This window comes from Mesorhizobium sp. M2A.F.Ca.ET.042.01.1.1 (assembly GCF_003997405.1).
Classification (GTDB): domain Bacteria; phylum Pseudomonadota; class Alphaproteobacteria; order Rhizobiales; family Rhizobiaceae; genus Mesorhizobium.
On sequence record NZ_RZRX01000084.1, the window covers coordinates 1 to 24,024 of the forward strand.

The 24,024-nt window shown below is 64.6% G+C and carries 24 protein-coding genes and 1 pseudogene; 5 read left to right on the forward strand and 20 right to left on the reverse strand.

Going from position 1 to position 24,024, the window contains the following annotated elements; all coding sequences use genetic code 11:
• Positions 1-180: 180 nt before the first annotated feature.
• From EOA23_RS14925 to EOA23_RS14940, 4 genes are read right to left on the reverse strand one after another with little or no spacing between them, the layout of a single operon-like run.
• Positions 181-1,161: a hydroxyacid dehydrogenase gene (locus tag EOA23_RS14925; protein ID WP_127304678.1), complete on the reverse strand. Its 981-nt coding sequence runs from the start codon at positions 1,159-1,161 to the stop codon at positions 181-183.
• A gap of 5 nt (positions 1,162-1,166) precedes the next feature.
• Entirely contained in the window at positions 1,167-1,883 is a 717-nt protein-coding gene (locus tag EOA23_RS14930) for a FadR/GntR family transcriptional regulator (protein WP_127304679.1), read from the reverse strand.
• A gap of 2 nt (positions 1,884-1,885) precedes the next feature.
• Positions 1,886-3,055: a mandelate racemase/muconate lactonizing enzyme family protein gene (locus EOA23_RS14935; RefSeq protein WP_127304680.1), complete on the reverse strand. Its 1,170-nt coding sequence runs from the start codon at positions 3,053-3,055 to the stop codon at positions 1,886-1,888.
• A 59-nt stretch (positions 3,056-3,114) separates the two neighbouring features.
• Positions 3,115-4,002: a sugar phosphate isomerase/epimerase gene (locus EOA23_RS14940; RefSeq protein WP_126081136.1), complete on the reverse strand. Its 888-nt coding sequence runs from the start codon at positions 4,000-4,002 to the stop codon at positions 3,115-3,117.
• Between the two features lie 398 nt (positions 4,003-4,400).
• Here EOA23_RS14940 and EOA23_RS14945 point away from each other — a divergent pair, with 398 nt between their 5' ends.
• From EOA23_RS14945 to EOA23_RS14955, 3 genes are all read left to right on the forward strand, one after another.
• Entirely contained in the window at positions 4,401-5,456 is a 1,056-nt protein-coding gene (locus EOA23_RS14945; RefSeq protein ID WP_127304681.1) for a sugar phosphate isomerase/epimerase, read from the forward strand.
• Positions 5,457-5,612: 156 nt separating this feature from the next.
• Positions 5,613-6,800, forward strand: coding sequence for a Gfo/Idh/MocA family oxidoreductase (locus EOA23_RS14950; RefSeq protein WP_127304682.1), 1,188 nt, complete (start codon positions 5,613-5,615; stop codon positions 6,798-6,800).
• Positions 6,801-7,028: 228 nt separating this feature from the next.
• Positions 7,029-7,880, forward strand: coding sequence for a sugar phosphate isomerase/epimerase (locus EOA23_RS14955; protein WP_127304683.1), 852 nt, complete (start codon positions 7,029-7,031; stop codon positions 7,878-7,880).
• Positions 7,881-8,082: 202 nt separating this feature from the next.
• Here EOA23_RS14955 and phnE (EOA23_RS14960) read toward each other — a convergent pair whose 3' ends face one another.
• The 9 genes from phnE (EOA23_RS14960) to EOA23_RS15000 all read right to left on the reverse strand — a co-directional run bounded on the left by phnE (EOA23_RS14960) (position 8,083) and on the right by EOA23_RS15000 (position 16,432).
• On the reverse strand, positions 8,083-9,447 hold the full coding sequence (phnE, locus tag EOA23_RS14960) for a phosphonate ABC transporter, permease protein PhnE (protein ID WP_127304684.1): 1,365 nt from the start codon (positions 9,445-9,447) through the stop codon (positions 8,083-8,085).
• Between the two features lie 65 nt (positions 9,448-9,512).
• The gene (gene phnE / locus EOA23_RS14965) at positions 9,513-10,469 is read right to left on the reverse strand and encodes a phosphonate ABC transporter, permease protein PhnE (protein ID WP_126064317.1); all 957 of its coding nucleotides are present in this window, start codon (positions 10,467-10,469) and stop codon (positions 9,513-9,515) included.
• Positions 10,470-10,526: 57 nt separating this feature from the next.
• The gene (gene phnD, locus EOA23_RS14970) at positions 10,527-11,435 is read right to left on the reverse strand and encodes a phosphonate ABC transporter substrate-binding protein (protein WP_127304685.1); all 909 of its coding nucleotides are present in this window, start codon (positions 11,433-11,435) and stop codon (positions 10,527-10,529) included.
• Positions 11,436-11,576: 141 nt separating this feature from the next.
• Positions 11,577-12,434, reverse strand: a complete 858-nt coding sequence (gene phnC / locus EOA23_RS14975) for a phosphonate ABC transporter ATP-binding protein (protein ID WP_127304686.1) — start codon at positions 12,432-12,434, stop codon at positions 11,577-11,579.
• Between the two features lie 144 nt (positions 12,435-12,578).
• Positions 12,579-13,289, reverse strand: a complete 711-nt coding sequence (locus EOA23_RS14980) for a DUF1868 domain-containing protein (protein ID WP_127304687.1) — start codon at positions 13,287-13,289, stop codon at positions 12,579-12,581.
• Positions 13,290-13,435: 146 nt separating this feature from the next.
• Entirely contained in the window at positions 13,436-14,053 is a 618-nt protein-coding gene (locus EOA23_RS14985; RefSeq protein WP_127304688.1) for a DapH/DapD/GlmU-related protein, read from the reverse strand.
• Positions 14,050-14,757: a phosphonate C-P lyase system protein PhnL gene (gene phnL, locus EOA23_RS14990; RefSeq protein WP_127304689.1), complete on the reverse strand. Its 708-nt coding sequence runs from the start codon at positions 14,755-14,757 to the stop codon at positions 14,050-14,052. The genes EOA23_RS14985 and phnL overlap by 4 nt, the downstream gene beginning before the upstream one ends.
• Positions 14,758-14,759: 2 nt before the next feature.
• On the reverse strand, positions 14,760-15,536 hold the full coding sequence (gene phnK, locus EOA23_RS14995; protein WP_042640728.1) for a phosphonate C-P lyase system protein PhnK: 777 nt from the start codon (positions 15,534-15,536) through the stop codon (positions 14,760-14,762).
• Entirely contained in the window at positions 15,533-16,432 is a 900-nt protein-coding gene (locus EOA23_RS15000; protein WP_127304690.1) for an alpha-D-ribose 1-methylphosphonate 5-phosphate C-P-lyase PhnJ, read from the reverse strand. The genes phnK and EOA23_RS15000 overlap by 4 nt, the downstream gene beginning before the upstream one ends.
• A gap of 23 nt (positions 16,433-16,455) precedes the next feature.
• On the opposite strand from EOA23_RS15000, the gene EOA23_RS15005 reads away from it, so the two are divergent.
• Positions 16,456-16,689: a hypothetical protein gene (locus EOA23_RS15005; RefSeq protein ID WP_127304691.1), complete on the forward strand. Its 234-nt coding sequence runs from the start codon at positions 16,456-16,458 to the stop codon at positions 16,687-16,689.
• 2 nt (positions 16,690-16,691) lie between these two features.
• Here the strand turns inward: EOA23_RS15005 and EOA23_RS15010 are convergent, their stop codons facing one another.
• Genes EOA23_RS15010 through phnG form a run of 3 tightly spaced genes read right to left on the reverse strand, consistent with a single transcriptional unit; the run spans position 16,692 to position 18,881 of the window.
• Entirely contained in the window at positions 16,692-17,807 is a 1,116-nt protein-coding gene (locus tag EOA23_RS15010) for a carbon-phosphorus lyase complex subunit PhnI (protein ID WP_127304692.1), read from the reverse strand.
• A 1-nt stretch (position 17,808) separates the two neighbouring features.
• Positions 17,809-18,420 carry a phosphonate C-P lyase system protein PhnH gene (gene phnH / locus EOA23_RS15015; protein WP_127304693.1) on the reverse strand — a complete coding sequence of 204 codons (612 nt, stop codon included), beginning with the start codon at positions 18,418-18,420 and terminating at the stop codon, positions 17,809-17,811.
• A complete protein-coding gene (gene phnG / locus EOA23_RS15020; RefSeq protein WP_127304694.1) occupies positions 18,420-18,881 on the reverse strand; it encodes a phosphonate C-P lyase system protein PhnG in 462 nt (153 codons plus the stop codon). Before phnG ends, phnH begins: the two co-directional genes overlap by 1 nt.
• Before the next feature lie 141 nt (positions 18,882-19,022).
• Here phnG and phnF point away from each other — a divergent pair, with 141 nt between their 5' ends.
• Positions 19,023-19,769 (forward strand): phosphonate metabolism transcriptional regulator PhnF, encoded by a 747-nt coding sequence (gene phnF / locus EOA23_RS15025; protein ID WP_127304695.1) that lies wholly within the window; start codon positions 19,023-19,025, stop codon positions 19,767-19,769.
• 289 nt (positions 19,770-20,058) lie between these two features.
• On the opposite strand, the gene EOA23_RS15030 is transcribed toward phnF, so the two are convergent.
• The 4 genes and pseudogenes from EOA23_RS15030 to EOA23_RS15045 form a co-directional block, all read right to left on the reverse strand.
• Complete coding sequence (locus tag EOA23_RS15030; RefSeq protein WP_127304696.1) at positions 20,059-21,075, reverse strand: zinc-binding alcohol dehydrogenase family protein; 1,017 nt, start codon at positions 21,073-21,075, stop codon at positions 20,059-20,061.
• A 70-nt stretch (positions 21,076-21,145) separates the two neighbouring features.
• Positions 21,146-22,111 carry an ABC transporter permease gene (locus EOA23_RS15035; protein WP_042640741.1) on the reverse strand — a complete coding sequence of 322 codons (966 nt, stop codon included), beginning with the start codon at positions 22,109-22,111 and terminating at the stop codon, positions 21,146-21,148.
• A complete protein-coding gene (locus tag EOA23_RS15040; RefSeq protein ID WP_127304697.1) occupies positions 22,108-23,661 on the reverse strand; it encodes a sugar ABC transporter ATP-binding protein in 1,554 nt (517 codons plus the stop codon). The genes EOA23_RS15035 and EOA23_RS15040 overlap by 4 nt, the downstream gene beginning before the upstream one ends.
• A 157-nt stretch (positions 23,662-23,818) precedes the next feature.
• Positions 23,819-24,024: pseudogene (locus EOA23_RS15045) on the reverse strand (hypothetical protein); the annotation flags it as partial.

The window sequence follows — 24,024 nt, forward strand, 5'->3', positions numbered from 1 at the left end:
GGCGGGCAGGCACGGGGATGATCGGCGTTTGCTGGCGATTGCAGCGGCAGTGGAGGCGCTGCTTAGCCGTTGATAGGCGCGCTTCGAACCGAGGCAAATTGGGATCAGGAAAATTACCGTTGCGTTCCTTCGCGCCCCGCCGGCGTCTCCGGTCTGCATCGTCGCAATGGTCTCGGCGAATTAATCGCCAGCTGGAAAACGTCGCCGGTAGTGCTCGATCACTTCCGGATTGCGCAGGTTGACGGGCAGCTTGCCGGCCAGCACCAGCAATGCCTCGCCGGCGGCGCCGACGCCCATGCGCATCATCGATTCCTCGGTGATGCCGGCCATATGCGGGGTGACGATGACATTGTCGAAGCCGAAATAGGGGTGGTTGGGCGGCAGCGGCTGCGTGGAAAAGACATCGAGCGCGGCGCCGCCGATGCGGCCATCCCGCAAGGCTTCGATCAGCGCCTCGTCGTCGACCACCGGACCGCGCGAGACGTTGATCAGCAGCGCATTGGGCTTCATGCGCGCGATGCGCACGCGGCTGATCAGGCCGCGCGTCTCGTCCGTCAACGGGCAACAGAGCACGATGATGTCGCTTTGCTCGACCAGCGCGTCGATCGGCAGGAAGCCGACGCGCTCGGGCACCGGGCGCAGGCTGCGCGTCGTCGCCACGACATTGAGGTCGAAACCATGCGCGGCGATATGGCCGACGGCCTGGCCGACCGCGCCGAGGCCGACAATGCCGATCGTCTTGCCGGCAAGCTCGCTGGTCGAATTGGCGTGCTCGCGCCCGGCAAGCCAGCCCTTGGCACGCAGGTCGCGGTCCATCACGCGGAAGCGCCGCAATAGGGCAAGCGCGGTGAACATCACATGCTCGGCCACCGAGCGGGCGTTGACCGCGGGCACGTTCGCGACCAGCACGCCGGCGGTGGTCGCCGCCTCGACCGGGATCATGTCCAGCCCGGCGCCGTGGCGGATAGCGGCGCGCAAATTCGAAGCACCCGCAAACAGTTCGCTCGGCAGCGGCGCCCGCACGATGACGATGTCGGCGTCGCGGGCCTCAGTGGTCAATGTCTTTGGATCGAGCGCGGAAGCGACGACCAGCCGCCCGGCTCCGGCCAGCATGGCCGTGGCGCGGGGGTGCAGCGGATGCGTCGACAGGATCTTGCGCATTGCACTCAGACCTTCTCGAGCGCCGCGCTTTTCGGTTCTATCCCATGGCCTTCGATGATCCCTTTCCAGTAGCTCTCGGCGCCCTGCAAATGGGCGCTCATCAGAGCCTGGGCGAGATTGCCGTCGCGGCGAAGCAGCGCCTCGTAGATCTGGATGTGTTCGGCATGCGAGCGCACTGAGCGTTCGGGATCGTTGAAATAGATCGGCAGGCGTTGCTCGCCCATCAGGTAATAGACGCTGCAGATGTTATGGAAGACGCTGTTCTTGGTGGCGCGAACGATCTCGAGGTGGAATTCGCGGTCCTCCTTGGCGAGGCCCTCGCCGGCGGCGATGCGCTCTTCGGAGGCTTTCAGAATCTCGCGCAGGCGTTCGAAGTTTTCTTCCGTTGCGCGCGAGCAGGCAAGCTCGGCCGCCTTGATCTCATGGATCTTGCGCAGTTCTACCGTCTCATAAATCTGCACCGGATCGAGCGGCAGGCCCGCGCGGGCGAAAAGCGCCAGCGCTTCCACGCTCGCCTGCTTGGTGTCGATATAGATGCCGGACTTGGCGCGCCGCTCGACGATGCGCATGGCTTCGAGGATGGCAAGCGCCTCGCGGATCTGGCCGCGGCTGACTCCGAAATGTTCCGCCAGCTCGCGTTCCGAAGGCGTGCGGCCGGACTCCTTGTCCGAGTTGGAGAAGAGATAGGCGGCGAGTTCCGCGAGAAGGTTCTTTTCTTTCATCGTCAAATACGTTGCGCGTGCGCCTCCAGGAATCGCTCGGAGATGGTGAATCCCAATCCAGGCTTTTCAGGGATCGCTATCATACCGTCCTTGGCTTCGACAGTCTCCTCGACCAGGTCGTGGATCATCGGGTTGGCGCCGAGCGAATATTCGATGATGAAGGAGGCGGGCGAGGCGGCGCACACATGCAGCCCGGCGAAGAAGCAGGGCGCGCCGGCCCACAGATGCGGCGCGAAACGCAGGTTGAAGGCGCTGGCGATGGTGCCGATCTTCATCGCCTCGCTGATGCCGCCGCAGAACGCGGGATCCGGCTGGAAGATGTCGGCCGATTTCAGCACCGCCAGGTCGCGGAAGGCGTAGCGCGTCGCCTCGCTCTCGCCTGTCGCGATCGGCGTCGAGCCCGAGGCGCGCACCTCGGCCATGCCCGGCTTGTCGTCGGCGATCACCGGCTCCTCGAACCAGGCGAGGTCGAGATCGGCGGTGAGCTGGATGAAGCGCTTGGCCTCGGCGACGGTGTAGGTGCCGTGCGCGTCGACCATCAGGTCGACCTCCGGACCGATCGCCTGCCTTGCGGCGCGCACGCGCGCGGCCGAAAGATGGGGCGCGCCGTCCATGGCGCCGACGCGCATCTTCAGCGCCTTGAAGCCGCCCTTGGCGATGTAGGATTGCAACTGCTCGCCGATGGCGTCGGGGGAGGCCCAGCCGCCCGAAGCGTAGGCCTGCATGCGCTCGACCTTGCGGCCGCCGAGCAGCCGCCATACGGGCTGCCCAAGGGACTTGCCGAGAATGTCCCATAGCGCGATGTCGACGGCACTGATCGCCGCCACGCTCATGCCGCGGCGCGCCAGCTGCGGCATGGCATGGCCTGCATGCGCCGCCGTCTCGTGCCGCACGCCGTTATAGAGCATCTCCCAGATGATGCCGGTGTCGGCCGGATCGCGGCCGATGAGTTGCGGACCGATCTCGTGGTTGAGCATATGGACGAGCGCGCCATAGCTGCCGGCGCTGCCGGCGGCGTTCTTGCCTTCGCCCCAGCCGACCAGGCCGTCGTCGGTCTCGATGCGCAGAATCGCGGCGTCGAACGTCGTCACTTGCCCGAAGTCGCTGCGATGCTGCTTCGCGACTTCGATCGGGACACGGACCCACCAGGCCTGAACGCTTTTGATGCGCATATTTTCCCTTCGGCCCCTCCGCCCGCCAGGCGGAAGGACAAGCTTTGATCGGAGGAGGTCTACTTGATCAGCGGCAGCAGTGTTTCGGCGGTGATGCGCATCTGGTCGGTGTAGAATTTCTCCGTAAGCACGCTGGAGCCGTGGTCCTGGATGAATTTGAGCTGCTCGGGCGAGATGTCGACCGGATTGCGCTCGACCATCTCCGGATAGGGCGCGGCCGGCGTGCGGTCGACGGGCGCGACGAATTCGTTGGTCAGCGCGCCGTCATAGCCGACTTCCTTCAGCGTGCGCACGATCTTCGGCCAGTCGATCTGGCCAAGGCCGGCGGCGAAGCGGTTGTTGTCGGCGACATGGAAGTCGAACAGGCGCTTGCCAACCTGGCGGATCGCGTCATAGACGTTAAATTCCTCCATGTGGATGTGGTAGGCGTCGAGGCAGACGCCGCATTCGGGGCTCACCGCATCGGCGAGCGCGAGCGCCTGGGCGCCGCGATTGAAGAGATAGGTCTCGAAGCGGTTGAGCGGTTCGATGGCGATCCGGACGCCGACCTTCTTGGCATGGGTGAAGCACTCGCGCGTGGCATCGACCACCCAGCCCCATTCCTCCGCCTCGGTGCCGTCCGGCACCACCTTGCCGACGGTCGCGGGCACCAGCGTGATGATCTCGCCGTCGAGCTCGCTAACCATGGTGAGCACGTCCTTGACATATTGGACGGACCGCTCGCGCTGGCCCTGGTTCCTGGCGGCGAGGTTGCGTTCTCCCAACATCAGCGTCACCGAACCCCAGCAGCGGATGCCATACTCCTTCAGGAGCGCGCGTGTCTCCTTGGTCTTGTACTGCTCGGGCTCGCCGGAAATCTCGATCGATTCGTAGCCGAACTTCTTGATGCGCTTCAGCGTCACCTCCAGCGGCTCCGCCCGCATCCAATTGTGCGTCGAAAGATGCATGGTCTATCCTCCCAGAATTCGCCTGTCACATTTTACCCCGCGACGCCTCGGACAGAGGCGGCCGCACGTTTCCTCCCCAAGGCGTTGCCAGGTTTTCCTCGAAACTGGTTCGACCAATTGGGCCTGGCATGACGTCTACAGCAAATTTTCGCGCGCGGCAAGAAGTGGGGATAGGAAGCCGGACGCGCCTGACAATGCTATGATTTAATAAGATAATTTCACGTTTCTAATTGCGGGTCCGCGGCTTCTTCCAGCTTTTCAGGCGCTTGACCGAACTGCGGGATTTGGTAATACCAGAATGACATGGCGTTCAGATGCCGGTAGGACTGACCAAACAGGCTGGCCCTCGCTCCAATTGGCGCTATGCTTGGTCACGAAACAAGAGAGGGAGGATGCCGATGCCGACGACGATGAAGGGGCCCGGCCTGTTTCTGGCGCAGTTCGCGGGCGATGCCGCACCGTTCAATTCGCTGGCTTCGATCACCAAATGGGCCGCCGGGCTCGGCTACAAGGGCGTGCAGATCCCGACCTGGGACGGACGCCTGTTCGACCTCGCGAAGGCGGCCTCGTCGAAAGCCTATTGCGACGAGGTGAAAGGCATCTGCGCCGACGCCGGCGTCGAGATCACCGAATTGTCGACGCATCTGCAGGGGCAACTGGTGGCGGTGCATCCCGCCTATGACGCGCAGATGGACGGCTTCGCGCCGCCATCGGTGCACAACAATCCCCAGGCGCGCCAGCAATGGGCCGTCGAACAGATGAAGTTCGGCGCCAAGGCGTCGCGCAATCTCGGGCTGAACGCCTCGGTGTCGTTCACCGGCTCGCTGGCCTTCCCTTACCTCTATCCTTTTCCGCAGCGACCGGCCGGACTGATCGAGGAAGCCTTCGGCGAGCTCGGCAAACGCTGGAAGCCGATCCTCGACGTCTATGAGGACAATGGCGTCGATGTCGGCTACGAGATCCACCCTTCCGAGGACGTGTTCGACGGCGTGACCTTCGAGATGTTCCTCGACGCGGTCGGCGGCCACAAGCGCTGCAACATCAATTACGATCCGTCGCACTTCCTGCTGCAGCAGCTCGACTATCTCGAGTTCATCGACATCTATCACGAGCGGATCAAGGCCTTCCACGTCAAGGATGCCGAGTTCAATCCGACCGGACGGCAGGGCGTCTATTCCGGCTATCAGGGCTGGGTGAACCGGGCCGGCCGCTTCCGCTCGCTTGGCGACGGGCAGGTCGATTTCGGCGGCATCTTCTCCAGGCTCACCCAGTACAATTACGATTCCTGGGCGGTGCTGGAATGGGAATGCTGCCTCAAGCATCCCGAGGACGGCGCAGCCGAAGGCGCGCCCTTCATCCAGCACCATATCATCCGGGTGACCGAGAAGGCTTTCGACGATTTCGCCGCCGGCACGACCGACAAGAAGCTGCTGCGGGCGATGATGGGGATTTGACACTTGCCTTTCCCTCCCCCTTGAGGGGAGGGTGGCCCGAAGGGCCGGGAGGGGTCGGTTCATGCCGAGCTTCACGCCGGGCGACCCCACCCGATCCGCTGCGCGGATCGACCTCCCCTCGAGGGGGAGGTGACAACCAAGAGGAGAGGACGAAAAATGGTCGGCGCATCGAAGTCGGAAACGGGAGGCGGCCCGATCCGCTACGGCATGGTTGGCGGCGGGCAAGGCGCCTTCATCGGCGCGGTGCATCGCATCGCGGCGCGCATGGACAATGATTTCGTGCTGGTGGCCGGCGCGCTGTCGTCGGACCCGGCGCGGGCGAAGGCTTCAGCCGCCGAACTGGGGCTCGATCCGTCACGCAGCTACAGCTCCTATGCGGAGATGGCCAAGGCCGAAGCCAAGCGTGCCGACGGCATCGAGGCGGTGGCGATCGTCACGCCCAACAATGTGCATGTCCCCGCGGCCAAGGCCTTCCTCGAGGCCGGCATCCATGTGATCTGCGACAAGCCGCTGGCGACGTCTCTCGCCGAGGCGAAGAAGCTTGCGGCGCTGGTTGAGAAGACCGGGAAGGTGTTCGTGCTCACCCACAATTACACCGCCTATCCGATGATCCGGCAGGCGCGCGAGATGGTGGCCAAGGGCCAGCTCGGCGACATCCGCATCGTGCAGTCGGAATATCCGCAGGACTGGCTGACCGAGGACCTCGCCGCCACCGGCCAGAAGCAGGCCTCGTGGCGCTCCGATCCCAAGCAGGCGGGCGCCGGCGGCGCGCTGGGCGACATCGGCACGCATGCCTACAACCTCGCGCGCTTCGTGTCGGGGCTAGAGCTGGATTCTCTGTCGGCCGACCTCGACGCCTTCGTGCCGGGGCGCCAGCTCGACGACAATGTCAATGTCATGCTGCGCTTCAAGCCGGTCGGCAACAAGCATCCGGCCAAGGGCATGATCTGGGCCAGCCAGGTGGCGCCCGGCCATGAGAACGGGCTGAAGCTGCGCATCTACGGCTCGAAGGGCGGGCTGGAGTGGGTGCAGGCCGACCCGAACTATCTCTGGTACACGCCGTTCGGCCAGCCGAAGCAGCTGCTCACCCGGGCCGGCGCCGGTGCGATGCCGGTGGCCGCGCGTGTGACACGCGTGCCGTCCGGCCATCCAGAAGGCTATCTGGAAGGTTTTGCCAACATCTACCAGGAGGCCGCCCGCGCAATTCGGGCAGCGCGCCGGAAGGGCGGCAAACCGGGCAAGGATGTGGTCTTTCCGACGATCGCGGACGGCGTCGAAGGCATGGCCTTCATTGAGGCCTGCGTGAAGTCGTCGAAGAAGAATGGGGCGTGGACGAAGCTTTAGGGGTCGTGCGCGTCGCCTGAGGGAGTCCCCCTCACCCGGATTGCCGGCCGAATTGCGAAGGGCAATTTGGGGCAATCCGACCTCTCCCCGAGGGGAGAGGAGGTGGCTGGCGCCGACGACAACCTCTTCTCCCCACCGGGGAGAAGGTGGCCGCGAAGCGGCCGGATGAGGGGGAGTGCGGCGACATCGGCAGGAGGGAGTGCCGACGGTCAATGGGAGGGGGTGTCGATGAAAATCGGCATGTGCATGTTCTTGTGGACCACCAGCGTCTCGAAGAAGCACGAGACGCTGTTGAAGGACATCAAGGCGACAGGCTTCGACGGCGTCGAGATACCGGTCTTCGCGGGCGCGCCTGACGACTACAAGAAACTCGGCGAGATGCTCGACCGCATCGGCTTGGAGCGTACCGCGGTCTCGGCCATGGGCGATCCGGCGATGAACCTGATCTCGCCGGATGCCGCGACGCGCAAGGCCGGCATCGACTACATGAAATGGGCGATCGACTGCAGTGCGGCGCTCGGCGCCAACACGCTGAGCGGGCCGCTGCATTCGACGCTTGGCGCCTTTTCCGGCAGCGGGCCGACTTCTGCCGAGAAGAAGCGCTCGGTCGCCTCGCAGCGCGCCATCGGCGACCATGCCGGCAAGAAGGGCGTGACCGTCGGGCTGGAAGCGCTCAACCGCTTCGAATGCTATCTGGTCAACACCATGGCCGACCTGTCCGAGCATATCGACGCGATCGATCGGCCCCACATCAAGGCAATGTATGACACGTTCCACGCCAATATCGAGGAGGCCGATCCGATCGGCGCCTATACGAAGCATCGCCGCAATATCGTCCATGTTCACATTTCGGAGAACGACCGCGGCGTGCCGGGGCGCGGCAACATTCCATGGAAGGAGACTTTCTCCGCCATCCGCAAAAGCGGTTATGACGACTGGCTGACGATCGAGTCCTTCGGCCGCTCGCTGAAGGATTTGGCTGCGGCGACGAAGGTGTGGCGGGATTTCGCGGAGAGTCCGGAGGCGGTTTATCGCGAGGGGTATAGGTATATCAGGGACGGGTGGAAGAGGGCGGCGTAAGCGACTCTCTCTTCGTCATCCACGGGCGGAGCGGGAGCGAAGCGGACGCGGAGACCCGAGGTCCATTCCGTGACGTCGACGCTCCGCAACGATGCAGGGTTCTGCACCGCTGCACTCTACGGCTTAGGTAACGGCACGGATCCTCGGGTCTGCGCGCGTCGCTCCGCTCCTTGCTCCGCCCGTGGATGACGAAGGTGCGAAACTACCCCTGCTCAGCCTGCAGCCGGTTGTAATCATGCAGCGTGCGGCTGAGCCTGCGGCGCAGGAAATTCGAGATGTTGTCGAAGATGAAGACGACGAGCAGCGTCAAAAGCACCATGTAGAAGACGTTGGCCCAGTTCGAATTGGTGCGCATCGCTTCCCACAGTTTCAGGCCGATGCCGCCGGCGCCGACGGCGCCGATGATGGTGGCGCCGCGGGTGTTCGATTCCCACTGGTAGAGCGTTTGGCTGATGAACACCGGCACCACCTCCGGCAGCACGCCGTAGCGCTGCACCAAAATCTCGTTGGCCCCGGTCGAGAGCACGCCTTCGCGCGGCTTGTCGTCGATGTTCTCCAGCGCCTCGGAATAGGTTTTGCCCAACGTGCCGATCTCGGTGAAGAAGATCGCGGCGCTGCCGGCCAACGGCCCGGGGCCAAAGGCGCGGGTGAAGAACAGCGCCCAGATCAGCATGTCGACCGAGCGCATGAAATCGAAGAAGCGCTTCAGCACCTGGCTCAGAACGCCGCTCGGCGTGATGTTGCGGGCGGCGAAGAAGGCGAGCGGGAAGGCGACGATGCCGCCGAGCAGCGTGCCAAGGAAGGCCATAACGATGGTCTGCAAGAGCTTCGTCCAGACATCGCCATGCTGCCACTGCGCGTTGTTCCAGAAATTGTCGGCGGCTAGAGCGAGGTTCGACGTGCCGGGCTTGAGTTCCGGCCCGGAGACGATCAGCGAGATCACCTCGCCGGCCGGTTTGCCGAAGAAGGGCGAGCGCGTGTCGAAGACGAAGTTGGCCCAGCCGAGGAAGCGCTTGCGCACCTTGACGCGGTCGACGGTGACGCGCACCTCGCCGGCAAAGCCCAGCTTGGCGACGATCTCGTCGTCATGGACGGTGATCCAGTCGGGCACCGGACCTGTGATCACCGGCTTGCCGCCAGTCAGCGATATCGGCACGGTCACGCCGTTGGCCGTGATCGCCGCTTTGGTCTTGTCGAAGGTGACGGATTTGGCATCGCCGTCGATCTGCACGATGTAAGTGCCGTCGGGATTCTTGATCACCCAGTCCGGGTTGGGATTTTCGCCAAGCGCCGAGAAGCGCGGATATTTCGGCGTGATCTCGGGCTGGTCGAGGCGGAATTCCGGCTGCAGGTCGTAGCTGATCCATTGCGACAGGAAGAGCGGCAGGCGCTCCCAGTGCGACTCGCGCAGCACCTGCGGCAGGCTGAAGAACCACAAGGCGTAGCCAAGATAGAGCACCGTGCCCGCGACCAGCAGCAGCGGCCAGAAGCGCTTGTAGGCCGGCCGCTGGAAGATCTGCGGGTGGCGGTCTTCGATGGCGCTGATTTCGTCGGCGGTCATGGCCATAGGCCACCTTTTAGGTTGACCATGATCTTGTCCGAAAACCGGCGTCCACTTTTCGGGATCATGGTCTAGGCGCTCATCAGGAAAGCCTGTTCGCCGACGAGCTTGCGGCGCAGCCAGGCGGAGAACTGGTCGACAAGGATGATGGTGACGAAGAGCAGGAGCACCAGCGCCAGCGTCTTGGCGCCGAAGCCGCGCGAGATGGCAAGCTTCAGCTCCTCGCCAATGCCGCCGCCGCCGACTGCGCCCATGATGGTCGAGATGCGCACATTGATCTCGATCCGGAGCAGCGTATAGGACATGAAATTGGGCAGCACCTGAGGCAGGTCGGCGAAGCGCACGCGCTCGAACCAGTTGGCGCCGACCGCGCGCAGGCCCTCTTCCGGGCGCATGTCGATGTTCTCGTTGATCTCGTAGAAGAGCTTGCCCAGCGCGCCGATCGAATGCAGGCCGATGGCGATGATTGCCGCGACCGGGCCGATCGAGACGATCGCCGCGAACAGGCCGGCAATGACGATCTCGGGAAAGGCGCGCAGCAGTTCCATGAAGCGCTTGACGACGAGCCGCAGGATCGGGCTCGGCGTCAGGTTGCGCGCGGCGATGAAGGAGAAAGGTACGGCGAAGACGAAGCCGATGAAGGTCGAGACCAGCGCCACGTTCACCGTCGTCAGCATCAGCTCGAAATATTCGGGAATGTAGAAGCCGCCCCAGATGTAGACTCGGCCGAGCGGGAAGTTGAACTCCTGCGTGCCCTTGTCGCTGGGCGAGGCGATGTCGAACAGCGCCCGCCAGACATCGTTCCAGTCCTTCGGAATCAGCCAGCTCAGGAAATCGAGGATATGCGGCAGGCGGTCGAAGAAGTGGCCGGCATTGGCCTCGTCGGCGAACCACATGGTCGCGAACATGGCGACAAGCAGCAGGCCGACGCCAAGCGCGGTGTAGAAGCGGCGCAGCGACGTCTGGCGCCGCCAGGCATCTGCCTGCTGGCGGGTGGCGTCGGAATGGATCGTTGTCGAAAGGGTCATGATTGTGAATGCAAAAAGGGCGGCGTTTTTTTGCGACGCCGCCCTTTCCTGATGCCGTCAGCCGCCGATGGCGGCTTTGCGGGCTTCGACGATGACGTTGTAGAAGTCCGGCTTCACGGGCACGTAGCCGGTGAAATCGCCGCCTTCGATGCCTTCGAAGCAGGCCTTGTCCTTGGCCGGCAGCGCGGTGAAGAAGGCGGTGAGCTTGGCGGTCATGTCGTCGCCCAGCGCGGTGCGGACAACCAGCGGACCGTTCGGGATCAGGCCCGAGCGCCACACTTCGACGAAGTCGTTCGGATCGACGGCGCCCTTGGCGACTTCCTTGTGGAAGGTGCCTGAGGTGTAGCCGTTCTTGAAGTCGCCGATGCCGGAGGAATCATCCACCGCAACGTCGACCTTGCCGTCGCGCACGGCCAGGATGTTGTTCTCGTGGCCGCCGTTGAACTGGGTCGAGGCGAAGTAGGTCTCGTTGGAAGCGCCGGTGTCCTTCGGAATCTGGGTCAGCGGGATCAGGTAGCCCGAGGTCGAATCCGGATCGGCGTAGCCGAGCTTCTTGCCCTTGGCCGACTTGATGTCGGTGATGCCGGAGGTCTTCAGCGCCAGGCCAACCGAATAATAGCCGGTCGAGCCGTCGGTCTGCTTGGTGGTGAGGATCGGGGTGACCGCCTTCGGGTCCTTCAGATAGACGCTGGCGTAGCCGGAGGCGCCGAGTTCGGCGAAATCAAGCGTGCCGCCGAGCAGGCCCTGGATGACACCATCATAGTCGGCGGCCGGGAACAGCGAAACCTTCTCGAAGCCGAATTCCGACTTCAGGTGGTCGGCGAGGCACTGATAGTTGCGCAGACGGTCGGTCTCATTCTCGCCGCCGAGGATGCCGACGCGGAATTCCTTGATGTCAGCGGCGTGCGCGGCGCTGACCGCCATGGCGAGCAGCGAAACCGCTCCAAAAACCATCTTCCTGAACATTTGCTCTCTCTCCTTTTGTTCCGGCTGCGCGCCGGCGGCGTTCTGATTTTTCAAGTCTTGCCTTTGACGCTGGCGGGCGATCCGGGTTGCTCTGCCGAAATCCAAGATTTGCCCAGACCGACGGGGGTCGGGGCGATGGACTCAGTAGCCGGGAAAGGCGGGTTCGAGCGGTCCGGCGGATGCGGTGATCTTCGGCCTGATGGTCACGCTGGTCGACGTGAGGGCCTCGGAGATCTCGGCGCCGCTGGCGTCGGCGCCGTAGACGATGCGCACGGCGTCGCGATCGAGGTCTTGCGGGGCACCGTCGAAGACGACCTTGCCGGCGGCCATGCCGATGATGCGGCCGCAATAGGCGCGGGCGGTGTCCAGCGTGTGCAGATTGGTGACGACGGTGATGCCTTCGCGCAGGTTGATGTCGCGCAGCGAATCCATCACCACCTTGGCGTTGAGCGGGTCGAGCGAGGCGATCGGCTCGTCGGCCAGAAGCACCTTGGGCTGCTGCATCATGGCGCGGGCGATCGCGACACGCTGCTGCTGGCCGCCGGACAGCGTGCCGGCCGGCTGCAGCGCGGTGCGGGCGATGTCGAGGCGCTCGAGCGCGGCCACCGCCTCCGCGCATTCGGTGCGCGTGAACATGCCGAGCAGGTTGGAAACCGTGGAGCGATGGTTGAGGCGGCCGAGCAGCACATTGGTCAAGACGTCGAGGCGCGGCACGAGGTTGAACTGCTGGAAGATCATGGCGCAGTCGCGCTGCCAGCGGCGCAGCGGCGAGCCCTGCAGGCTGGAGACCTCGGCGCCGTCAAAAAAAATCGATCCCTGGCTGGGATCGATGAGACGATTGATCATGCGCAGCAGCGTGGACTTGCCGGCGCCGGAGCGGCCGATGATACCGACCATCTGACCGCGCGGGATCGAGATGTTGATGTCGCTGACAGCGGTGTTCTTGCCAAATCGTCGGGTTACGCCGCGGATTTCGAGCGTGGCCGATGATGCTGACATACCAAGACTCCAGTCCGTCGCGGTTTTGCAGGTCTATTAGCCCTCGCTAGCGCAGGCGGATGAAGCTGGGGTGTCGGATTGATGTCAGTTTTGTTACGAGTCACAGGCTTGGCGGGGAATGCTGGTCTGTGTCGCTGCTCGGCGTCAGCCAAGCACCAGCAATTCCTCGAAATGCTTCATGTCCTTGAAGCTGCAGAAGGCAGGAGCCTTCAGCTCGATCACCGGAGCCTCGCGCTCGAAGAACGACAAGCAGTCATCGAACAATTCCTGCCAGGCCGCGGCCCGCTCGTCGGCGAGGCGGCGGAGCTGATAGGCAAAGGTGATGTGGAAGACATAGGTGTCGTGGTCCGGATGGCGGTAGCCGAACGGCACAGACAGCGCATCGCGCCAGGCTTTCAGGATCCGGCGATCCTGTTCGGTCGCGCCGGCGACGGTGAGGCCCGTCGGCACGACTTCGGCAATTTTGATCTTGAAGGGACCGTGGCCCTCGAAGCCTTGCAGGCGCTCGAGATAGAGGCGGGTCATATCGTCGATGCTGGTGTCGAGCGGCACGTCCGACGACCAATAGGGAAGGCGGCGGCGGTATTCGATGATGCCTTGGAAGAGCGTCATATGCAGGCTGGAAATAGGCGTGAAGGCGAGCCGATCGGCATCCGGCATAGCGAGCATGCGCTCCCGCACCTCGACAATGGCTGCTTGCGAAAGCGAGCCTTCGATCAGATGGCAGACGATGGTGTTGCCGGGTTCAGGGAGGAAGTTGCCCGACGCGTCGTAACGGGTGCCGAGATGGGCGGGCGGCGCGGGGTTGGTGCCTTCGAAAAATCCGGCGAGCGAAGGTCTGACGGTGTCGAGCATGGCGATCTCCTGGGGAGACCGGCTCTTGTCCGAGTCATGTGTCAAGGGTGTGAATGGTGAATGGTGAATGGTGAATGGTGAATGGTGAATGGTGAGAAAGAGGGCTTCGTTGCCATTCACTATTGACCATTCACCATTCACCGAAATCAGCCGCCGTGTTTCTCCAAAAACGCCTCGGCCGATAATTCCCGAAAATCGTCGAGCGCGGCGCGCAGCCTCGCATGATCCCAGTCCCACCAGGCCAAGGCCTGGTAACGCTCGGCGGTGCGGCGGTCGAAGCGCTCGCGGATCGGTTTCGCCGGCACGCCGCCGACGATGGTGTAGGGCGCGACATCCTTCGACACCACTGCGCCCGCGCCGACGGCTGCGCCGTCGCCGACGGTGACTCCGGGCAGGATGGTCGAGCCGTGGCCGAGCCAAGTGTCGTGGCCGATGGTGACGCGCTTGGCGCGACGCTGTGCGAAGAACTCGCTTTCATGCTCGGCGTCGTCCCAATAATCCGACGCGCGATAGGTGAAATGGTGCAGCGTCGGCCGCCAGGTCGGATGGTTGGTGGCGTTGATGCGCACGCTCGCCGCGATGTTGGAGAACTTGCCGATGGTGGCGCACCAGACCGCGCAATCCTGCATCATGTAGGAATAGTCGCCGAGCTCGCATTCGGCGACGCGGCTGCGCTCGGCGATCTCGGTCCAGCGGCCGAGCGTCGAGTTTTCGACCTGCGCCGTCGGATGGATCAGCGGCGTCTCCGAGAGTTTCTTGCTCATGCGGCGATCTTTCCGGCGGCGAAGGCGGTGACATCGATGACGCGGTCGGCGACAGCATCACGCACGTCGAGGTCATGGAAGATGCCGAGCAGCGCAACACCCGCCGCCTTCTTGGCGGCGATGAGCTCGACCACGACGTCGCGGTTCCTGGCGTCGAGCGAAGCGGTCGGCTCGTCGAGCAGCAGGATCGGATGCTCGGTGATGAAGCCGCGCGCGATGTTGACGCGCTGCTGCTCGCCGCCGGAGAAGGTTGCCGGCGGCAGCGCCCAGAGCTTTTCGGGCAGGTTGAGCTGCGCAAGCAAGAAGCGAGCCTTCGCCCGCGCGGTCTCACGATCCCCGCCGCGCTCGACGAGCGGCTCGGCGACGACGTCGAGCGCGGAAACGCGCGGCACGGTGCGCAGGAACTGGCTGACATAGCCGATCGTGTGGCGGCGCACGGAAAGCACGGTGCGCGGGCTGGCGGAGGCGAGGTCGATCAGCCCGCCCCCATGCTGGACGATGATCTGGCCTTCATCGACGGCATAGTTGCCGTAGAGCATCTTCAGGATCGAGCTTTTTCCGGCGCCCGACGGACCGCCGAGCACGGCGCATTCGCCGGCGCGGATCGAGAAAGAGACGCCCGCCACCACCGGCAGCGTGACGCCATCGCGCAGATGCATGGTGAAGCTTTTGGCGACATCGGAAACAACGAGCGGCGTGGCCATCGTCAAACCTGCAAAATCGAAGATACGAGAAGCTGGGTATAAGGCGCGCGCGGATCGTCGAGCACGCGGTCGGTGAGGCCGCTTTCGACGACGCGGCCATCCTTCATCACCATCATGCGCTGCGACAGAAGCCGCGCTACGGCGAGGTCGTGGGTGACGACGATCGCCGCCAGCCCAAGATCGGTGACCAGCCCGCGCAACAGGTCGAGCAGGCGCGCCTGCACTGACACGTCGAGGCCGCCGGTCGGCTCGTCCATGAAGACGAGCCGCGGTCCGGTCACGAGGTTGCGGGCGATCTGCAGGCGCTGGCGCATGCCGCCGGAAAAGGCGCGCGGCTCGTCGTCAATGCGGTCCTCGTCGATCTCGACGCGCGACAGCCAGTCGACGGCGGTGGCGCGGATCCTGCCGTAGTGGCGGTCGCCGACCGCCATCAGCCGCTCGCCGACATTGGCGCCGGCCGATACGGTCATGCGCAGTCCGTCCGCCGGGTTCTGATGGACAAAGCCCCAGTCGGTGCGCATCAGGAAGCGGCGCTCGGCCTCGCTCATCCGATAGAGCTCGCGCCATTGGCCATCGCGCATGCGGTAGCTGGCGGTGCCGGAGGACGGCAGCAGCCTGGTCGACAGGCAGTTGAGCAGCGTCGTCTTGCCGGACCCGGACTCGCCGACCACCGCCAGCACCTCGCCCGGCCAGAGGTCGAACGTGACGTTCTCGCAGCCGACGCGCGAGCCGTAGAATTTGGACAGCGCCGAGACGCGCAGCAGCGGTTCGTCGGTCATTCGGCCGGCTCCGTCTTCTCAGAGGCAAGATGTGTTTTGGGGGCAAGGTGGCCGTGGTGGCCGTCTTCGCGCCGCTTCTCGCAGTGGTCGGTGTCTGAGCAGACGAACATGTGGCCGCCATGGTCGTCGAGGATGACCTCGTCGAGATAGACGTTTTCGGCGCCGCAAAGCGCGCAGGGCTGGTCGAAGGTCTGCACCTCGAAGGGATGGTCCTCGAAGTCGAGGCTAACGACGTCGGTGAAAGGCGGCACCGCGTAGATGCGCTTCTCGCGGCCGGCGCCGAACAATTGCAAAGCCGGCGAACGATGCATCTTCGGATTGTCGAATTTCGGCGTCGGCGAAGGGTCCATCACATAGCGGCCCTCGACCTTGACCGGATAGGCATAGGTGGTGGCGATGCGGCCGTGCTTGGCGATGTCCTCATAGAGCTTCACATGCATCAGGCCGTATTCCTCCAGCGCATGCATCTTGCGCGTCTCGGTCTCGCGCGGCTCGAGGAAGCGCAGCGGCTCGGGGATCGGCACCTGGAAGACCAGCACCTGGCCGGCGGTCAGTGGCTGCTCAGGGATGCGGTGCCGAGTCTGGATGATGGTCGCCTTCGCCGTCTCGGTGGTGACGCCGACCTTGGCGACCTTCTTGAAGAAGGCGCGGATCGAGACGGCGTTGGTGGTGTCGTCAGCGCCCTGGTCGATGACTTTCAGCACATCGTCGGGACCGATGATCGAGGCTGTGACCTGGACGCCGCCGGTGCCCCAGCCATAAGGCATCGGCATCTCGCGCGAGGCGAAAGGCACCTGGTAGCCGGGGATGGCGATGCCCTTCAGGATGGCGCGGCGGATCATCCGCTTGGTCTGCTCGTCGAGATAGGCGAAGTTGTAGGTGGCGATGTCGGTCATGGCGATCACGCTGGCTCTGTGGTATGAATTTGGCGCTCAAGACGCGGGAGCAGGCCCACATGGACTCTACCGGTTGGTTGCATCTTGGCGTGCTTTTGCTGGTGTTCGCCGGCATCGCGGCTTTCGCGCTTCGAAAGATGTTTCTCCCCGCGCCAAAGGAGCCCCCGCACGGCGAAACCGTTGCCGGCGCCAGTGGTTATGGCTCGGGCGGCGGCTCGTTCGATGGGGGCGGCGGACATTCCGGTAGCGGGCACTGAACTCATTCCGCCGCCTCCCGCTTTTCCTCGGCGGCCTTATCCTCGTTTTCCCGCGCCTCGTATTCGGCGCGCATGCGGCGCACGAGGCCGAGCTCGGCCTGGAAGTCGACATAGTGCGGCAGCTTCAGATGCTCGACGAAGCCGGTCGCCTGGACATTGTCGGAATGCGAGATGACGAATTCCTCGTCCTGCGCGGCGGCGACGATATCCTCGCCAAGCTCGCCCGCACGCAGAGCACGGTCGCACAGCGCCATAGCCATCGCCTTGCGCTCGCTCTGGCCGAAGACCAGGCCGTAGCCGCGGGTGAACTGCGGCGGCGCCTTGGCCGAGCCCTTGAACTGGTTGACCATCTGGCATTCGGTGACGCGGATCGAGCCCAGCGGCACGGCGAAGGGCAGCTCCGGCACATCCAGCTCCAGCGCGACCTCGCCGATGCGGATCTCGCCGACAAAGGGATGGTTGCGGGCGTAGCCGCGCTGCGTCGAATAGCCGAGCGCCAGGAGAAAACCTTCGTCGCCGCGCGACAGCGCCTGCAGGCGGATGTCGCGCGCCATCGGGAATTGCAGCGGCTCGCGCGTGATATCGCCGGGCACATGGTCAAGCGGCATCTCGCCATCGGCCTCGATCAGGCCTTCATGGGCGAGGATCGCGGAGACGCGCGGCATGGCCTCCGGCTCGACCGGGCGCTGCGCCGGCGTCTCGACCTCGGCGCCGGCAGCGAGCTCTGGATCGAGCAGGCGGTGCGTGTAGTCGAAGGTCGGGCCGAGCACCTGGCCGCCGGGCAGGTCCTTGTAGGTGGCCGAGATACGGCGCTCGACCTGCATGGCGCCGGTATCGACCGGATTGGTATAGCCGAAGCGCGGCAGCGTGGTGCGGTAGGCGCGCACCAGGAAGATCGCCTCGATCATGTCGCCGCGCGCCTGGACGACGGCGAGGGCCGCGAGCTCGCGATCGTAGAGCGAGCCTTCGCTCATCACCCGGTCGACGCCGAGCGCCAATTGCTCGACGATCTGGTCGAGGCGCAGCGCCGGCACCGAGCGGTCGCCGCGGCGGCGGTCGGCCAGCAGGCGGTGCGCATTGGCTATGGCGGCTTCGCCGCCCTTTACCGCGACATACATCTCATGCCTCCATCGACTTGACGCGGGTGGTGCGCGGCAGGCAGGAAAGGCTGCCCGGCGCCGCCAGGATGATGTCGACGCCGCGCGGAAAACGCTGGTTGTTCTGCTTCCACTGCTCGACGAAATGGCGCGGCATGCCCGGAGGCGCGATCATCGACGTCTTTTCGATGCCGGGACCTTCGAGCAGCAGCGACGGGCCCGAGGCGAGGTCGTCGACCAGGAGGATCAGCGTCGTCGAGCGGTCGGGATATTCCTGCGTGCCTTGCGCAAAACCGTCGAGCGCCGCCATCTCCCTCGGATTGGCGATCAAGGCGAAATGCGCGTCGGCCGGCGTGTTGGCCAAGGGCGCGCCGGTGTGGAAGCCGAGCCAGGCCTTGACCGAAGCTTCCGCCTGCAGCGGCGGATCGAGCCAGAGCGGCGTGTCATTGTCGCAGAGCGAGAGCGCCACGGCCCCGGCCGTCGCCGACAATGGCGCCGGCGGGCGGGTGAGTTGCGGCAGGGCCTGCACGGAGCCTGGGCGCGCCATCGCGTCCATGATGGCACGGAAGACGGCCTGGGCATTGAAGACCGGCTCGGCGAAGCCGCCGTCGATCGATTGCGTGGCGATATCCATCAGTCCTCTCCGCGCACCATGGTGAAGAAATCCACTTTCGTTGCCGCCGTCTCGACGCGCCGGGTCTCGCGCGCTGTATTGAGCGCCGCGCGCAAGGGCGCGGCGAGCTTCGTCTCGACCGCCTCGCGCTGCGCCGGGTCCTGCCACAGCGCGTCGGCGATCGCGGCGAGCTTGGCCTTGTCCTTGTCGCGGCCGAGCGCATAGGAGTGGCCGACCTGGCCGGAGGGCAGCCGCACCGTGGCGCGGGTGACGGTCGCCTCGCCAACATTGAACGGCGCGCCGCCGCCGCCGATCCGCCCGCGCACCGTCACCAGTCCGGTTTCCGGACCGCGCAAAAGCTCGGCCTCGGAGGGCAGACCCGACTCGTTCCACAGGCGCGCGATCTCGTCAGCTTCGGCATGCGCCAGCGTCGCCATCAATGCTTTCCGCCCGGCCTGCTCGCGCGCTTCCTGTCCTCGCATGGCATTGCTCCTTGCATGCATCAATTTGTCTATTGATATAGACAACTATACAAATTATACCTATCTCCTAACGGGAGTCCATGACGGGTGGATGACAGGCCCGGAAATTGCCCGGGCTGCCGAAGAAATGGTGGGCGATGAATGACCGGACTGGCGAGCAGCATCGAAAGGCGCAACGGCGTGTCGCTCTGGCGGCAGATCGCCGACCGGATCCTGCAGGGGATCGCGAGCGGCGATTTCGCCGAGAACGCGGCGCTGCCGCCCGAAGTCGCGCTGGCCGAGCGCTACGGTGTCAACCGCCACACGGTGCGCAGCGCCATCGCCGCACTGGTCCAGGAAGGCGTGCTGAAGGCCGAGCAGGGCCGTGGCACCTTCGTCCTGTCGCGCAAGCGGCTGTCCTATCCGATCGGCGCGCGCACGCGCTTCTCGACCGGCCTGCAGGGGCAGACGAGCGAGCGGCACATCGCGCTGTTGTCGTCCTCGACGGAGCCGGCCAGCCGGCGCATCGCCGAGGCGCTGCGCATAGCGAAGGGCGCGGCCGTCGTCCGCCTGGAGACGCGCGGCGAGGCCGACGGTCACGCAGTGTCGCGCGCGACAACCTGGTTCGACGCCAAACGCTTCGCCGGCATCGAGGCGGCAATGGCGGAAACCGGATCGATTACCGCCTCGCTGAAGCGCTTCGGCGTCAATGATTATCTGCGGCACTCGACGGTGCTGTCGGCACGCCATGCCGACGCCGACGACCTCGCAGCGCTGGATCTGCAGCCCGGCGCCATCGTGCTGGTTACCGTCGCCGTCAACGTCACGCTCGACGGTCAGCCGATCCAGTTCGCGGAGTCGAGGTTCCCGGCGGAGCGGGTGGAGTTGAGGTTGTCGGCTGGCGATTAGCTAGCCGTCATCCACGACGATAGCCCAATGAGGTCGTCATCCACGGGCGGAGCGACGCGAAGCGGAGCGCAGACCCGAGGATCCATTCCGTGACTCTAATCGCAGGGTGCTGCGGAGCAGAATTCTGCATCGTGGCAACGCCTCAACTTCACGGAATGGATCCTCGGGTCTGCGCGCGTCGCTTCGCTCCTTGCTCCCCCCGTGGATGACGAAGGGGTAGGCGCTTCGGCCAATCACCAAGGCTGTGATTGCCAGATATCCAGGCCGGAAATCTCTATGCTGGCGTCTCTCACCGCACCTCGATAACCGCCTTGATCAGCCCCGATTTCTCATGCGTCCATCGCGCCAGATCGCGCGGCGTTGCGGCGAGCGTGGTGCGATGGGTGACGAGCTTGCCCAACGGCACGGCGCCGTTGCGGATCGAGGCCGCGACATGCTCGAAGTCGGCCTTCAGCGCGTTGCGGCTGCCGACCAAAGTCATCTCGCGCTTGTGGAATTCGGGGTCGGAGAAGGTGATGTCGTCCTTGACGACGCTGACCAGCACCAATGTGCCGCCATGCGCGACATGGGCGAAGGCCGATTGCACCGACGCCGTGTTGCCGGTCGCGTCGAAGACGAGGTCGAACCCTTCGCCGCCGGTCGCCTGCCGCACCAGGTCGGCAGCCGATGCTTTCGAGGTGTCGAGAGGGGCAAAGCCAAGTTCCTTTTCGGCGAAGCCGAGGCGCTCGCTGCTCATGTCGAGCAGGCTGACATCCAGGCCAGCGATGCGGGCGAATATCGCCGTGCCGAGCCCGATCGGGCCGGCGCCGATGACTAGCGTGCGCTGGCCGGGCGTTGCGGACGATCTGCGCACGGCGTGCGCGCCGATCGCCAGGAATTCCACGGCCGCGGCGTCGGCCAGCGACAGGCCATTTGCCGGATAAAGGTTCTGCGCCGGCACCAGGATCTCGTCACACATCGCGCCGTCGCGGTGGACGCCGAGCACCTCGATCTTGACGCAGCAATTCGGCTTGCCGTGTCGGCAGGCGATGCATTGGCCGCATGAAAGATAGGGGTTGATGATGACCGGTTCGCCGACGGCAAGATCGATGCCTTCTCCCTTCTCGACGATGGTGCCGGAAACCTCATGGCCCATGATGCGCGGATAGGCGAGGAATGGGTGCTTGCCTTCGAAGATGTGATAGTCGGTGCCGCAGATGCCGACATGGCTGACGGCGACGCGCGCCCATCCGGGCTGCGGCGCCCCGGGCGCTGCGCGGTCTTCGAGGACAAGCTCGCCGGGCGAGCGGCAAACGACGGCTTTCATGTCGCAAATCCAAAGCAAAAGAGCGCCGGCCTCGCTGGAGCGGGGCCGGCGCGGACGTTTCGGGGAGGAGTCACTTGCCGCGACGGCGCAGGCCGTCGAAGTAAACGATGACGATGATCAGTGCTCCGGTGATGACGCGTTGCCAGAAGGTGTTGACGTTGAGCAGGTTGGCGCCGTTGTTAATCGTCGACAGGATGAAGGAGCCGATCAGCGGTCCGTGCACGGAGCCGATGGCGCCAAACAGCGAGGTGCCGCCGATCACCGACGAGGCGATGGCTTGCAGTTCATAGGTGTCGCCCTGCGTCGGATTGCCGATGCCGATGCGCGAGGCCAAGAGCACGCCGACGAAGGCTGCCAGCAGGCCGGACAGGATATAGGCCATGAAGATGGTGCGCGGCACGTTGACGCCCGACAGGCGCGCGGCCTCGGCGTTGGAGCCGACCGAGAACAGATAGCGGCCCCAGCGCGTGTGGTGGAGGAAGATGTAGGACGGGATGGCGACCAGGATCACCATCCAGAACAGATAGGGGATGCCGAACAGCGAGCCGCGGGAGAAGGCCTGGAACGGATCGCTGTTGATCGAGATCGAGTTGCCGTTGGTCATCAGAAGGCCGATGCCGCGCAGCGAGGTCATGGTGGCCAGCGTGATGATGAAGGGCGGCAGGCCCATCTTGACGATGCCGAAGCCGTGGAAGAGGCCGATCGCAACGCCGACCAGCAAGGTGATCAGCACCGCCGCCCAGATCGGCCAGCCGGCATTGATCAGAAGCGCCACCACAACGGTGGTGAAGCCGACCACCGCGCCGACCGAAAGGTCGATGCCGCCGGTGATGATGACGAAGGTCTGGCCGACGGCGAGGATGGCGATCAGCGAGCCCTGGCGCAGAAGATTGGTGATGTTGAGTGCTGTGGCGAAGGAGGGCGTGGCGACGGCCAGCACGATCCACATCAGGAGCAGAAGGCCAAGCAGGGTCAGGCCGAAGAGCGCGTTGAAATTGCGCTTGGGTTTCTCGGCGGGGATCGCCTCGGTGCTCATTTTTGTCCTCCCGACTTTTCTTGTTTCTCGGCCAGCGCCTGACCCAGAATGTCCTCGTGGCTCGCGGTGCGGAACCCATGCGTGGCGACCAGCTTGCCGCGCCGGAACACGTGCAGCGTGTCGGCAAGCTCATAGACTTCCGGCAGATAGGACGAGATCAGGATGATGCCGGCGCCCTTCGACAGCAGCGTCGAGAACAGCCGATAAATCTCGGCCTTGGTGCCGACATCGACGCCGACCGTCGGTTCGTCGAAGATGAACAGCTTGGCGCCATGCGCCAGCCATTTGCCGATGACGATCTTCTGCTGGTTGCCGCCCGAGAGGCTGGAGGCGAGCGCGCTGCGTGTCGGCGTCTTGATGCGCAGGTCGGCGATCTGGCGATCGGCCTCGGCTTTCTCCTTGGCGCCCGAGATGAGCGCGTTGCTGGAAATGCGCTTGTAGATCGGCAGGTTGAGGTTCATGCCGACCGAGAGGTTGAGACAGAGGCCCTGGTCGCGGCGGCTTTCCGGGGCTAGCGCCATGCCGAGCCTTATGGCGTCGTGCTCGGAATTGACCTGGACCTCCTTGCCCTCCCACAGGATCTGGCCGGCCGATTTCCTGTGACGGCCGTAGAGCGTGGTGACGAACTCGCTGCGGCCTGCGCCGATCAGGCCGTAGAGACCGACGATCTCGCCGGCGCGGACGGTCACCGAGACATTCTCAAAACCTTTGCCGGAGAGGTTCTTCGTCTCGACGATCATGGCGCCGGGGGTGAAATGCTCCTTGTGGTAGATCTGCTCGATCGAGCGGTTGATCATCAGCTTGACCAGCTCGGGCTCGTCGGTCTCGGCGATGTTGCGGGTGCCGACCAACGTGCCGTCGCGCAGCACGGAAACGCGATCGGCAAGCTCGAACACTTCCTCCATGCGGTGGCTGATGTAGATGATGGTGACGCCTTCGCCCTTCAGCCTGCGGATCAGCTTGAAAAGCTGGTCGGCCTCCTTGCGGGTGAGATAGGCGGTCGGCTCGTCGAAGATCAGGAATTTCGTGCCGCGCACGGTGGCGCGCGCCGCGGCGATCAGCTGCTGCTGGCCGATGGTGAGGTCACCGAGCACGACATGCGCCGGCAGATCGAAGCCCAGCCCGTCGATGATCTTCTGCGCATCCTTGACCATGGCGCGCTGCTGCAGCAGGCCGAAGCGGGACTCCTCCTCCCCGAGGAACATGTTGGCGGCGACCGTGAGATGGCGGCAAAGCACCACCTCCTGGTGGACGGCGTTGATGCCCAGCGCCATCGCCTCATGCGGGGTGGCCAAGGCCGCCGGCTTGCCCTCCCAGATGACCTCGCCGGAGGTGCGCGGCATGACGCCGGTCAGAAGCTTTATCAGGGTCGACTTGCCGGCGCCGTTCTCGCCGACGATGGCGTGGATTTCGCCCGCCTTGAAGGCAAGGTGCACCGGCTTCAGCGCATGCGTGCCGGGGTAGCGCTTTTCCAGCCCGTTGAGCTCGAGGATCGTCCTGCCCGGGGCCAGCGTGGGGGCGGGGTGCAGTTCCTGCGCCGTCGACGTCATGACAATCCTCCCAGATTGGTCTCAACCATTGGGTACGCGGCGATGCGTCTGACGCGCATCTTGAAGCAGGAGCCTAAATCAGGCGGGCGAATTTCCAAATCGCCCGATGGATGTTTCCGGGGCGACACCGCCCCGGAAACGGATAAGATCAGGCTGGTCAATTGAGCTTCGGGTTGAGCAGCGCGTCGATCTTCGGATCCTTCATGTTGTCCTTGGTGACGAGGTTGGCGCCGGTGTCGACATTGGCCTCGACCTTCTCGCCCTTGGAAGCGGCGAGCGCGGTCTTGATGCCGTCATAGCCCATCCGGTACGGGTCCTGGACGACGAGAAGCTGATCAAGTTCCTCAATGACGGCGTCATCTC

What these genes read in the sequence shown, in the direction of transcription:
- EOA23_RS14985 (WP_127304688.1), bottom strand. Translation starts at nt 14,053, where the DNA reads ATGAGCAAGAAACTCTCGGAGACGCCGCTGATCCATCCGACGGCGCAG.
- phnH (WP_127304693.1), bottom strand. Translation starts at nt 18,420, where the DNA reads ATGGATATCGCCACGCAATCGATCGACGGCGGCTTCGCCGAGCCGGTC.
- phnL (WP_127304689.1), bottom strand. Translation starts at nt 14,757, where the DNA reads ATGGCCACGCCGCTCGTTGTTTCCGATGTCGCCAAAAGCTTCACCATG.
- phnF (WP_127304695.1), top strand. Translation starts at nt 19,023, where the DNA reads ATGACCGGACTGGCGAGCAGCATCGAAAGGCGCAACGGCGTGTCGCTC.
- EOA23_RS15040 (WP_127304697.1), bottom strand. Translation starts at nt 23,661, where the DNA reads ATGACGTCGACGGCGCAGGAACTGCACCCCGCCCCCACGCTGGCCCCG.
- phnE (WP_127304684.1), bottom strand. Translation starts at nt 9,447, where the DNA reads ATGGCCATGACCGCCGACGAAATCAGCGCCATCGAAGACCGCCACCCG.
- EOA23_RS15030 (WP_127304696.1), bottom strand. Translation starts at nt 21,075, where the DNA reads ATGAAAGCCGTCGTTTGCCGCTCGCCCGGCGAGCTTGTCCTCGAAGAC.
- EOA23_RS14945 (WP_127304681.1), top strand. Translation starts at nt 4,401, where the DNA reads ATGCCGACGACGATGAAGGGGCCCGGCCTGTTTCTGGCGCAGTTCGCG.
- EOA23_RS14930 (WP_127304679.1), bottom strand. Translation starts at nt 1,883, where the DNA reads ATGAAAGAAAAGAACCTTCTCGCGGAACTCGCCGCCTATCTCTTCTCC.
- phnC (WP_127304686.1), bottom strand. Translation starts at nt 12,434, where the DNA reads ATGTCAGCATCATCGGCCACGCTCGAAATCCGCGGCGTAACCCGACGA.
- phnK (WP_042640728.1), bottom strand. Translation starts at nt 15,536, where the DNA reads ATGACCGACGAACCGCTGCTGCGCGTCTCGGCGCTGTCCAAATTCTAC.
- EOA23_RS15035 (WP_042640741.1), bottom strand. Translation starts at nt 22,111, where the DNA reads ATGAGCACCGAGGCGATCCCCGCCGAGAAACCCAAGCGCAATTTCAAC.
- EOA23_RS14955 (WP_127304683.1), top strand. Translation starts at nt 7,029, where the DNA reads ATGAAAATCGGCATGTGCATGTTCTTGTGGACCACCAGCGTCTCGAAG.
- EOA23_RS14950 (WP_127304682.1), top strand. Translation starts at nt 5,613, where the DNA reads ATGGTCGGCGCATCGAAGTCGGAAACGGGAGGCGGCCCGATCCGCTAC.
- EOA23_RS15010 (WP_127304692.1), bottom strand. Translation starts at nt 17,807, where the DNA reads ATGTATGTCGCGGTAAAGGGCGGCGAAGCCGCCATAGCCAATGCGCAC.
- EOA23_RS14925 (WP_127304678.1), bottom strand. Translation starts at nt 1,161, where the DNA reads ATGCGCAAGATCCTGTCGACGCATCCGCTGCACCCCCGCGCCACGGCC.
- EOA23_RS15005 (WP_127304691.1), top strand. Translation starts at nt 16,456, where the DNA reads ATGAATTTGGCGCTCAAGACGCGGGAGCAGGCCCACATGGACTCTACC.
- EOA23_RS14980 (WP_127304687.1), bottom strand. Translation starts at nt 13,289, where the DNA reads ATGCTCGACACCGTCAGACCTTCGCTCGCCGGATTTTTCGAAGGCACC.
- phnG (WP_127304694.1), bottom strand. Translation starts at nt 18,881, where the DNA reads ATGCGAGGACAGGAAGCGCGCGAGCAGGCCGGGCGGAAAGCATTGATG.
- EOA23_RS15000 (WP_127304690.1), bottom strand. Translation starts at nt 16,432, where the DNA reads ATGACCGACATCGCCACCTACAACTTCGCCTATCTCGACGAGCAGACC.
- EOA23_RS14935 (WP_127304680.1), bottom strand. Translation starts at nt 3,055, where the DNA reads ATGCGCATCAAAAGCGTTCAGGCCTGGTGGGTCCGTGTCCCGATCGAA.
- EOA23_RS14940 (WP_126081136.1), bottom strand. Translation starts at nt 4,002, where the DNA reads ATGCATCTTTCGACGCACAATTGGATGCGGGCGGAGCCGCTGGAGGTG.
- phnD (WP_127304685.1), bottom strand. Translation starts at nt 11,435, where the DNA reads ATGTTCAGGAAGATGGTTTTTGGAGCGGTTTCGCTGCTCGCCATGGCG.
- phnE (WP_126064317.1), bottom strand. Translation starts at nt 10,469, where the DNA reads ATGACCCTTTCGACAACGATCCATTCCGACGCCACCCGCCAGCAGGCA.